Genomic DNA, 10,594 nt, shown 5'->3' on the forward strand with positions numbered 1-10,594 from the left:
TCTGGTAAAAACTGTGCCCCTCTTTATCGGTAATGGTGTCGGCGCTGATGTGCTCCAGGGACCCTTTCAGGCCGCCGTAGATGGTGTAGTCATAGGCGGTGAATTTGATCATCGCCTTCTGCCCTGGGTGTAAAAACGCAATGTCCTGTGGGCGAATTTTGGCTTCAACCAATAGCGTGTCGTCCAGCGGAACAATCTCCACCAGCTCGCTGCCGGGTTGGATAACCCCGCCGATGGTGTTGACCAGCATCTGCTGGATAATCCCGCGCACCGGCGAGGTCACCAGCGTACGGTGAACCCGGTCCTCGATGGCTTTGCCGGAGGCCTCTATTTTCGCAAGGCTAGTGCGCGCTTCGTTAAGCTGGCCCAGCATTTCGCTACGATAACGGCCTCGCGACTCGGCAATTTTGTTTTCAATTTCCTTAACGGCTGACCGGGCACGAGGAATGGCGAGCACCACCGAGTCAAGTTGCCCGCGCGTGTCCACTTCGGAGCGGCGCAGCCGCAGGATTTCTACTTTTGAAATCGCCCCTGCACTGACCAGCGGCTGGGACATATTAACTTCCTGCTGAATAAGCCCCAGGCTGCGGCTGAACTGCGTTTTTTTCGCTTCAAAATCCAGCAGTTCCTGCTTTTTCTGCGCCAGCTGTTCTTCCAGCCCGGCGATTTCATTACGAAAACGTGCGCCCTGGGATTCAAACAGCCCCCGCTCCCCGCTGGCGATCCCCGGCGCTTCCTGCTCGATTTCCGGGCTCAGCGATAAGGGCTTGTCGTCTAGTTGCGCCTGCAGGCGTGAGATGCGGGCCATCAGCGCATAGCGGTCAGCTTCGCTTTCACCGACGGTTGACTTAAAGCGCGTATCGTCAAGGCGCAGCAGCGGTTGACCAGCGTCGACAATTTGCCCTTCGTGGACGAAGACTTCGGAGACAATCCCGCCTTCCAGGTTCTGGATTTTTTGCAGCCTGGATGAGGGGATCGCTTTCCCATCGCCGCGGGTGACTTCATCGATGGGGGCGTTCGCCGCCCAGACAATCAGCGCAATAAAAAATCCAAAGCAGGCCCACAGCGTCACGCGTCGCGAGCGCGGCACGTCGCTCATCACCGCGCCGTTAATGCCGTTGACCGTCAGGGAGTCGTCCGTTTTACCGAGACCAAACCATTTAGTTACCCCCATGGATTTGCCCCTTCTTCAGTGCCTCCAGCACACTATCGCGCGGCCCATCGGCCACCACGCGCCCACGTTCGATGATGATAAGCCGGTCAACCAGCGCCAGCATCGAGGCGCGGTGGGTCACCAGCAGCAACGTGCGCCCGCGGGTTGACGCCATCAACGCCCGACGGACGGCATCTTCGGTGGTGTTATCCATCGAGCTGGTCGGCTCATCAAGCAGAAGAATCGGTGGCTCAAGCAGAAGCGCGCGCGCCAGCATCACCGCCTGACGCTGGCCGCCAGAGAGGTTAAGCCCGCGCTCGCCAACCTGCATGTGATAGCCGTCCGGGTGCTTACGGGCAAAATCATGCACGCCGGCCAGCTGCGCCGCCCGCAGCATGGCGTTGTCGTCGACATAGGTGGCTCCGCTTATCAGGTTGTCGCGCAGCGTACCGCTGAACAGGTAAATATCCTGCGGCGCGTAGCCGATATTGTGGCGAAGGTCGTTGACGTCGATTTGGTTGGCATCCATGCCGTCAACCAGGATCTCTCCTGAGTCCGGCTGATAGAAACCGATTATCAGCTTCGCCAGCGAGCTTTTTCCCGACCCGCTGCGCCCGATAATCCCCACCCGTTCACCCGGCGTGATGGTAAAGGAGACGTTAGTCAGTGACGGTCGCTTTTGGTCTGGATAGGTGAAAGTGACGTTCTGAAAGGCAATCGCGCCTTCCAGGGTGTCGCGGGCCACCAGCGCCCTGTCATCCTGACGCTCCTGCGGCAGCTCCATCATCTGTTCAGTGGTATTCATGGTCATTCTTGCCTGCTGATAGCGCGTCACCAGACCACTAAGTTGCCCCATCGGCACCAGCGCGCGGCCGTTCAGCATGTAGCAGGCGATAAGTCCGCCCATACTGAGACTACCGCCGATAATCAGATAAACCCCGGCAACAATCATCGCCACGCCGGAAAACTGCTGGAGCCAGGCGGTAAAGTTCACCGCAAAGGTCGAGAGCGTTTTAACCCGTAACTCTTTTTTGCTTAGCGTCACCAGCGTGCTTTCCCACATAAACTGGCGCTCGCTTTGCGCGTTATTCACCTTCATGGCGTCCAGCCCGCCAAGAGTTTCAATCAGCACCGCCTGACGTTCTGAGGCGAGGCGCATCGTCTCTTTTATCGTGTCGTTGAGCGGCTTCTGAATCGCCCAACTCACCACCAGCGCCACCGGGAAGGCCACCAGTGGGATAAACACCAGCGGGCCGCCGATAATGGCGATCACCAGCAGCATCAGCAAGGTGAACGGAATATCGATAAGCGTCGCCATGGTGAGCGAAGAGAGAAAATCACGCAGCGACTGGATTTCATGAATATTCTGCGCAAAGCTCCCCAGCCGCGCCGGACGCGCTTTCATCGCCACGCCGGTAATGCGCTCGAAGATGGAAGCTGAGACAATCATGTCAGTCTTTTTGCCCGCAATATCGAGGCAGCGGGTACGCAGCGTTTTCAGCAGCAGATCAAACAGGAAGGCAACGGTTATCCCTATCGCCAGCACCCATAACGTGGCAGTGGCCTGGTTGGGCACCACGCGGTCATAGACGTTCATCACGAACAGCGGCGTACACAGCGCGATAAGGTTAATCAGGAAACTGGCAACGATAGCGTCAACGTAGAGAAAGCGCGATAGCTTCAGCGTGTCACGAAACCAGGTCCGCGTGCGCGGCAGCAGCGAGGATTTGGTGCGTTCGCTTTGATGGATGGGCTGAATAAACAGCGCCGTACCGGAGTACTCTTGCGCCAGCGCGGCTGGGTCGACCAATATTTCCCCGCCGCCGACCTCTCCGGTCTGCACCCGGGCCTGCCCTTGTTCATTCCAGCCAAAGAGTACGGCAGTGCGATGATTTTCCAGTACCAGTACGGCGGGCAGTGAGAGCGCGGTGATATCCTTGAGCTCACGCTTGAGCATTCGCACGCGCAGCCCGGCGCGCGCGGCGGCGCGCGGAAAAACGTCGAGGGTCAGTTGGTTATTGTTAAGCGGTAGGCCTGCGGTCAGCGAAACGCGGGTGGCCGCTTTTCCATAGTGCGAACAGACCGCCAGCAGACTATCGAGCAGCGCGTCGTCCTGAAGCTCGCGCTGATCGACTTTCATCTCTTTTTGCCATTCTACTGCGTCATTGCCACCTGCAGCCGGGGAATGTTGTGCCATATGTTATATCCTTAATAACAGACCCGAATCATAAGTTCATCCTGAATACCGGGTAATTGCGACTGAAGCACAAGCGTGTCAGAAATTTAAATTAGCACAGTCAAATATGACATTCATTAATAATGGGAATTTATAATGCTTTATAATTAGGCATAATAGTAACACCGTAGAATACAATAAAGTAATCACTCGTTTATTTTTGTAAATTTAAATTTAGTGCATTCAAAATAATAAAAAGCACCCTGCCGGTAAGACAGGGTGCGGTTCAGGGTTAAACCAGGGTATCTGGCTTAGCAATCAAACTGTCTATATCTGTGGAAGTACAGTTTTCAACGGTAATCTGCACCTCGGTGGCGTTACCTCCATGGTGCAGACCTCCGGTATTAATAGTAATTATCGTATCCCCGCCTTTATCAGATATATTGACGAAATCAGAGAAATTACCCTTAATCCCTTCAAGCAGCTCGGTTAAATCGATTTTATCCTCATGAATATTAAAGTCTTTAATAACATCCTTGCCGTAATCACCCTGTTGCCATTTGAAGGTGTCGTGGCCTTCCCCGCCATAAAGCGTGTTATTCCCTTTACCGCCAATCAGGATGTCATCACCCGCACCGCCATACAGTTTATCATTGCCATCACCGCCATAGAGAATATCGTTTCCATTGCCGCCATACAGTTCATCGTTGCCATCACCACCATAGAGAATATCGTTTCCATCGCCGCCATTGAGTTTATCGTTGCCCGCGCCGCCATAAATAATGTCGTTACCGGCACCACCGGAGATGTCGTCGTTACCCCCATAGCCATAGATGATGTCATCACCATCAGTGCCAACAAGCGTGTTGTTACCAGAATTGCCATGGATCGTTTCACCCGGTACCGGGGTCGGCTCGTTTTCATCAGACGTCGGATCGCTCGCGCCTCCCGTAGGTTCGCTTCCTCCAGGGATTATTGGCGTATCAGGTCCGTCACCGCTCTCACCCGCTCCCTCATTGCCTGAACTGCCGCTTTCGGCCGTCTGGCGCGGAATAACGGAGAATATTCCGTCGGTTACATCACCATCACCGTCGATGGCTTTGAATCCGAAATCAATCTGTTTATCATCACCGACTCCAGGCTGCTGCATATCCTGGTACTGGTAAAACTCCCACTTACCGGTTTCAGGGGTAAACTCCAGACGGAACACTAGATTACCGTTTGAATCGTAGCCAAGAGCCGTGTTGCCAGATTCAGAGAAGGTTGTCGTAATTTCCAGACCTGCGCTGGTACGTAGTTCGCCTTCAACGCCTCCCTTGTCCAGGGCCAGGCTATATTTGCCGTCTGCCCCCCAGTCGATATCGAGCGTACCCTCAGCATAGCCGATTGGCATATCCGTGTTCGGTCCAATGAATGTGACACCTTTCACCGTAAAGTCACTGTTATCCTCCTTAGATCGCTCAAAGTTATCCGTTGCCTTAACGATCATCTTATCGAAACCGCCTTCCTGGACACTGAAGTTCTTGGCATAGTTACCGCTTTTATCGTCGGAGCTAAACTCCTGCGTCGCAATCAGCTTGCCGTCACGATAAAACTCAACGATCCCGCTCTCGAGTTCACCACCGTACATTTTTTCGAATTCAATGGTCACGCCATAGGCGACTGAGCCCACGTCCAGCGTGAAAATCAGCTCTTCAGAAGCGCCATTTTCACCATCAAAAACGCGGTAATCGATCTCGTTAGCAATGTTGTGATAAGGGCCTTCCTTGCTTTTTACCCCCAACCCACTATCGGTTCGGTCGACTTCGGCCTCGATTAATTTTGAATCTGTTTTAGAGGTGAACCCGTTGGCCGTCACGGTAAATCCATGACCCTGAGCGTCCGTGTAGCGAAGACTGGTTTCAGAAGTGGCCTTCCCACCAAGGTCAAATTTGCCGAGGAGAACATCAGGGATGCCCTCACTGCTGACTTGACCTACCGATGGCGCACTCAACACGGGAACGTCATCGACAATGGTTATCTCAAGTGAGCCTGTTGAGGTGGCTTTACCATCAGCTACGGTGATTGCCAGATCAAACTTCACATCATCCGTACCCTGCTCCGGGTGATCGATTGGCCCTTTAAGTTCGACCTTGTAGGACCATTCGCCTCGATCGGTCCCTTCTGGCGAAGTGAGCTGGACTTCAACAATGGATTTATAGGTTCCATCTTCGGTAGAGCCAGTGTAGCCAACGAGCTTGTTGCCTTCCGCATCCCATGCCCATTCTACTTTCGCACCACCGGAGGTTAGCGCTTCGCTCGGGCCACCCAGCGAAACGGTCAACTGATCACTAGTATCAATGTCATCGATGGTAAACGTACCCGTTGCCCCATCAGGGATATGACTCTCGGATAATTCCTCGCTGCTCATCACCTCGATAGTCGGTGTATCGTTGGTGCCTTTGATGGTTATCGTCACGGGCTGCGTATCCGTCGCGCCATGGCTGTCTTTCACCGTCACCCAGTAGGTGATTTTCGCTTCCTGACCCTCTGCCAGCGACTGCGTTAAGTCGTTGCTGATTTGATAATTCCAGCTCTTCCCGTCATCGGACACGGTGAAGGTCCCCTGGCTTAACAGTTCAAGCTGAGCTTCCGTCAGTTCGGTGCTCTCACCCGCGGTTACGCTTGTTAAGCCGCTGGTGTAGCTGTGGGAATCTGCAGTGTCGACATCGCTCGTACTCAGCACCCCACTCGTTGCCAGCAACTCTGGCGTCGGTGCCGTTCCGGTCACAATCCCATTATCTTCCTGTAGCACCTCGCCATCGCTTGCACTCAGCACCGGCGCATCGTTAGTCCCTTTGATGGTTATCGTCACGGGCTGCGTATCCGTCGCGCCATGGCTGTCTTTCACCGTCACCCAGTAGGTGATTTTCGCTTCCTGACCCTCTGCCAGCGACTGCGTTAAGTCGTTGCTGATTTGATAATTCCAGCTCTTCCCGTCATCGGACACGGTGAAGGTCCCCTGGCTTAACAGTTCAAGCTGAGCTTCCGTCAGTTCGGTGTCTCACCCGCCGTTACGCTTGTTAAGCCGCTGGTGTAGCTGTGGGAATCTGCAGTGTCGACATCACTCATGCTCAACGCCCCGCCGGTCGCCAGTACCTCTGGCGTCGGTGCCGTTCCGGTCACAATCCCATTATCTTCCTGTAGCACCTCGCCACCGGTGGCGCTCAACTCCGGCGCATCATTACGCCCGGTAATCGTGATCGTCACCGTGTGTTCGGTGCCGTCGGCGCTTTTTACCACGAAGGTTTCAATTTTCGTTTCGCCTTCGGCGAGATACTGCACGTCGGCGTTATTGACCTCATAGCGCCATGAACCATCTCTGGCGAGGATCAAGTGACCCAGCGCACCATCGCTGGCTTTGACAGAATTCGGGATAAACCAGGACTGTGCTTCATCGGGATCGTGAATTGATAAACGACCGCTGTCGGCAAGGGTTGGATCGCTATCGTCTTCGACAACGGAACCTGTATCGTCGCCGCCGATGATGGCGGGGTTATTAAGATCAACGGCATTGTTGCCGAACAGTGAGGTATCTTCTTCCACGCGGTCAGGACGCCCGCTGCCCAGCCCATCGGTGGGATAGCCCGCGTTAGGGTCAAGGATTTGTCCGGTCAGTTCCAGCATCACGAAGGAGTGTCGTCCTCCCTCGCCTGCTTCGCCCTGCGCATCGGTGATAATCGGATTCCCTGCGGCGGTTGCTTCCAGTATTTGCGTTGGGTCAGCGCCCTCGGTAATGGCCTGCTGCACGGCAGCAACGTCCTGGGTTGCTGTCGTATCAGCCGTCGCGGTTGCTGCGCCGCTGCCGCCCCACTGGCTCATACGCCCCAGATCCAGATTTTTGCCATCCGGCAAGGTGACGGTCACCGCCCCCTGCTCGGTCACGACCTGCTCGCCGCGCATAACCTGCTCACCTTCCATTGCCTGGCGTCGGCTGCCGTCCGCCGCTTCAATCCACGCCTGGCCCATCATGACTTTGATCGTTCCAATTACCGTTGGCATAGCATCTCTCCCTGGTTCGCAAATACCGGAGCGTTTCACAAAACGCTCCAATTAAACTCGTTAGGTAAAAACTGAACTTCTATCCTTATTCATTGAGGCATTGAATTAATACCCACTTTCACCCATTAGCAAAATATATTCATTAATAATCGCATTAGTAATAATAACATTTGGTGATTTTTGTAAAACAAGCCATATATTGAGTGATTGGAATACGTATCTTTCAGTCAATAGCGTGATCCGTCACTCATATGACAAAAGTAATCACAAATATCTCATCACAGCACAAATAAAAAATAACTCATTAGAATCAATAAATTAAACAAATAAAATCCAATATGAAAACGTTAAAAAACACTCACTTAAATATTTCTAAAGATAACTTACAAATATCACCAAGGAATAAAACAAAAACCAATTAAATATTGCTTATTATTCCATTGCTTTTGCTCTAAACGGTAGATATTAACTATTCATAAACCTTTCTTACCAAATCGATAAATCAATGACCTGCGCTTATTCCAGATACCAACACAGGATTATTGTATGGAGAATCAATTATTTTTTCTGATGCATTGCCGTCGTGGAACGGAGAACAATGCCCTGCGAAGCAGGGTCTCCTGAGCAGAACGGCTTATGATTAGGTCTAGCTGGTATACGCGCAGCATACGGCCCTGCCGTCCTTCAATTACGCAATGCAACAAAGGGTAAGATGACAAGAGTGCAGTTCTGTGAACATCAACACAAAACACTACTCTTATGGATTTTATCAACACAAAACAAAAGAAACCGATTTCATATACCAAACTAACACCTAAAAAACAGGCCAAAAGCCACAGTTAATTAAATGTTAATTATGACAATAAATTGTTGCTGATATTTTTAGCATTAATAACTAATACGTATCTTTCAGAACAATTATGGAAAAAAAGTGTGACCCCAGGCATTCTTTAATAAGGATAATGCTTCATTTAAAATTTAATTTGATAAATTACACATTAAATTTAATCCATTTTCTGGCCGTTAATTACTCGATAATTGCTTGAAAGATCGCCAAATGGCGATTATTAACAACGTCAAAAAATAGTCACCGTTATCGGCATAAAATATTTTTATCCCCCCATTATTTTTTGATAAAAGTCAGATGAAAGCGTTATATACAAAACATAACACATTGATATTAAATGATTTTTAAGAAAATACATAGCGTGCAATAACTCACCAAAAGGCAATTTGTGAGTACTCGCACAAATCCCCAGTCAATTAATTTGTTACACTTCTTCCCGTCAACGAGGCAATTAACACGGATCGTTATGAACACATTAAATCTCCCAAAAATACAAAATCTGGTGGTTTTTCAGGAGGTGATCCGGAGTGGTTCTATCGGCTCAGCGGCAAAAGAATTAGGATTAACGCAGCCCGCGGTCAGTAAAATCATTAGCGATATTGAAGCTTACTTTGGCGCAGAGGTCATCGTCAGAAAAAATACCGGCGTAACGTTGACTCATCCGGGCCAGGTACTGCTGACCTGGTCTGAGTCCATCACCCGTGAGATGACGAACATGGTGAATGAGATGAACAGCATGACGGACGATGCCGCTATTGATGTCTCCTTCGGTTTCCCTTCGCTGATTGGCTTCACCTTTATGTCTGACATGATTCAGAAGTTTAAAGAGGTGTTCCCGAAGGTACAGATCTCGATGTTCGAAGCGCAGCTCTCCTCGTTCCTGCCTGCGCTGCGCGATGGCCGTCTGGATTTCGCCATCGGCACGTTGAGCGACGAGATGAAGCTACAGGACCTGCACGTCGAGCCGCTGTTTGAATCAGAGTTTGTCGTCGTGGCCAATAAGTCCCGAACGTGCGCCGGCAATACCCCGCTGGAATCACTGAAAGAGGCGCAGTGGGTATTGCCACAAACCAATATGGGTTACTACAGTGAGCTACTTATTACGCTTCAGCGAAACGGCATCAGCATCGAAAACATTGTTAAAACGGACTCCGTTGTCACCATTTATAATCTTGTTCTCAATGCCGATTTCCTGACGGTTATTCCTTGTGATATGACTGCACCTTTTGGCTCCGACCAGTTTATTACGCTCGAGGTTGAAGAAACATTACCCATTGCGCGCTATGCCGCAATATGGTCAAAGAATTACCGGATTAAAAAAGCCGCATCAATTCTGGTGCAATTAGCGAAGGAATACTCAGCCTGTAATGGACGCAGGCGAAAGCAAATAATAAATTCAAAATAAGCCAGTAATTTTAAATATCTAATACATATACCGCCGATCGTCATACCGGTCAGCGGTGACGAATATCTATTACCCTAACACTCTGGTTATGAGGTTATCATGCATATTACATACGATCTCCCGGTAGCTATTGAAGATATTATTGAAGCCAAAAAGCGCCTCGCGGGTAAAATTTATAAGACCGGCATGCCTCGCTCTAATTACTTTAGCGAACAGTGCAAAGGCGACATTTTCCTTAAATTTGAAAACATGCAGCGTACCGGTTCATTTAAGATTCGCGGTGCCTTTAATAAGCTGAGTTCCCTGACCGAAGCCGAAAGACGTAAGGGCGTTGTCGCCTGCTCTGCGGGTAACCATGCCCAGGGGGTTTCGCTCTCCTGCGCGATGCTCGGTATTGATGGCAAAGTGGTGATGCCAAAAGGCGCGCCGAAGTCTAAAGTCGCCGCCACCTGCGAATACTCGGCTGAAGTGGTGCTGCACGGCGATAACTTCAACGATACCATCGCTAAGGTTAGCGAAATTGTCGAAATGGAAGGCCGCATTTTTATCCCGCCGTACGACGACCCAAAAGTCATTGCCGGGCAAGGCACCATTGGTCTGGAGATTCTCGAAGACCTGTATGACGTGGATAATGTAATTGTACCTATCGGCGGCGGCGGTTTAATTGCCGGTATTGCTATCGCCATTAAATCAATTAACCCTACCATTAAAGTGATTGGCGTACAGTCAGAAAACGTTCACGGTATGGCCGCCTCTTATTATGCCGGAAATATAACCACGCACCGAACGACCGGCACCCTGGCGGATGGCTGTGACGTTTCCCGCCCGGGTAATTTAACCTACGAAATTGTTCGTGACCTCGTCGATGATATTGTTCTGGTCAACGAAGATGAAATTCGCAAAAGCATGATTGCCCTTATTCAGCGTAATAAAGTCGTCACCGAAGGCGCTGGCGCTTTAGCCTGTGCGGGG

At 51.0% G+C, this 10,594-nt stretch carries 6 protein-coding genes; 2 read left to right on the forward strand and 4 right to left on the reverse strand.

Annotated elements, in window-relative coordinates; translation table 11 throughout:
• The 4 genes from GKAS_RS20690 to GKAS_RS20705 form a co-directional block, all read right to left on the reverse strand.
• Positions 1-1,174 (reverse strand): HlyD family type I secretion periplasmic adaptor subunit (locus GKAS_RS20690; protein WP_035897029.1); only part of this gene is annotated, 1,174 nt, incomplete at its 3' end.
• Positions 1,161-3,293 (reverse strand): type I secretion system permease/ATPase, encoded by a 2,133-nt coding sequence (locus GKAS_RS20695; protein ID WP_373995166.1) that lies wholly within the window; start codon positions 3,291-3,293, stop codon positions 1,161-1,163. The genes GKAS_RS20695 and GKAS_RS20690, both read right to left, overlap by 14 nt.
• A gap of 328 nt (positions 3,294-3,621) precedes the next feature.
• Positions 3,622-6,363: a VCBS domain-containing protein gene (locus GKAS_RS20700; RefSeq protein ID WP_345703623.1), complete on the reverse strand. Its 2,742-nt coding sequence runs from the start codon at positions 6,361-6,363 to the stop codon at positions 3,622-3,624.
• Positions 6,360-7,370 (reverse strand): retention module-containing protein, encoded by a 1,011-nt coding sequence (locus GKAS_RS20705; protein WP_035897035.1) that lies wholly within the window; start codon positions 7,368-7,370, stop codon positions 6,360-6,362. Before GKAS_RS20705 ends, GKAS_RS20700 begins: the two co-directional genes overlap by 4 nt.
• Before the next feature lie 1,313 nt (positions 7,371-8,683).
• Here GKAS_RS20705 and tdcA point away from each other — a divergent pair.
• Positions 8,684-9,622 (forward strand): transcriptional regulator TdcA, encoded by a 939-nt coding sequence (tdcA, locus tag GKAS_RS20710; protein WP_035897037.1) that lies wholly within the window; start codon positions 8,684-8,686, stop codon positions 9,620-9,622.
• Between the two features lie 99 nt (positions 9,623-9,721).
• A partial coding sequence (tdcB, locus tag GKAS_RS20715) for a bifunctional threonine ammonia-lyase/L-serine ammonia-lyase TdcB (RefSeq protein WP_035897038.1) occupies positions 9,722-10,594 on the forward strand: 873 nt, incomplete at its 3' end.

The sequence above is a fragment of the Kluyvera ascorbata ATCC 33433 genome, from assembly GCF_000735365.1.
GTDB lineage: Bacteria > Pseudomonadota > Gammaproteobacteria > Enterobacterales > Enterobacteriaceae > Kluyvera > Kluyvera ascorbata.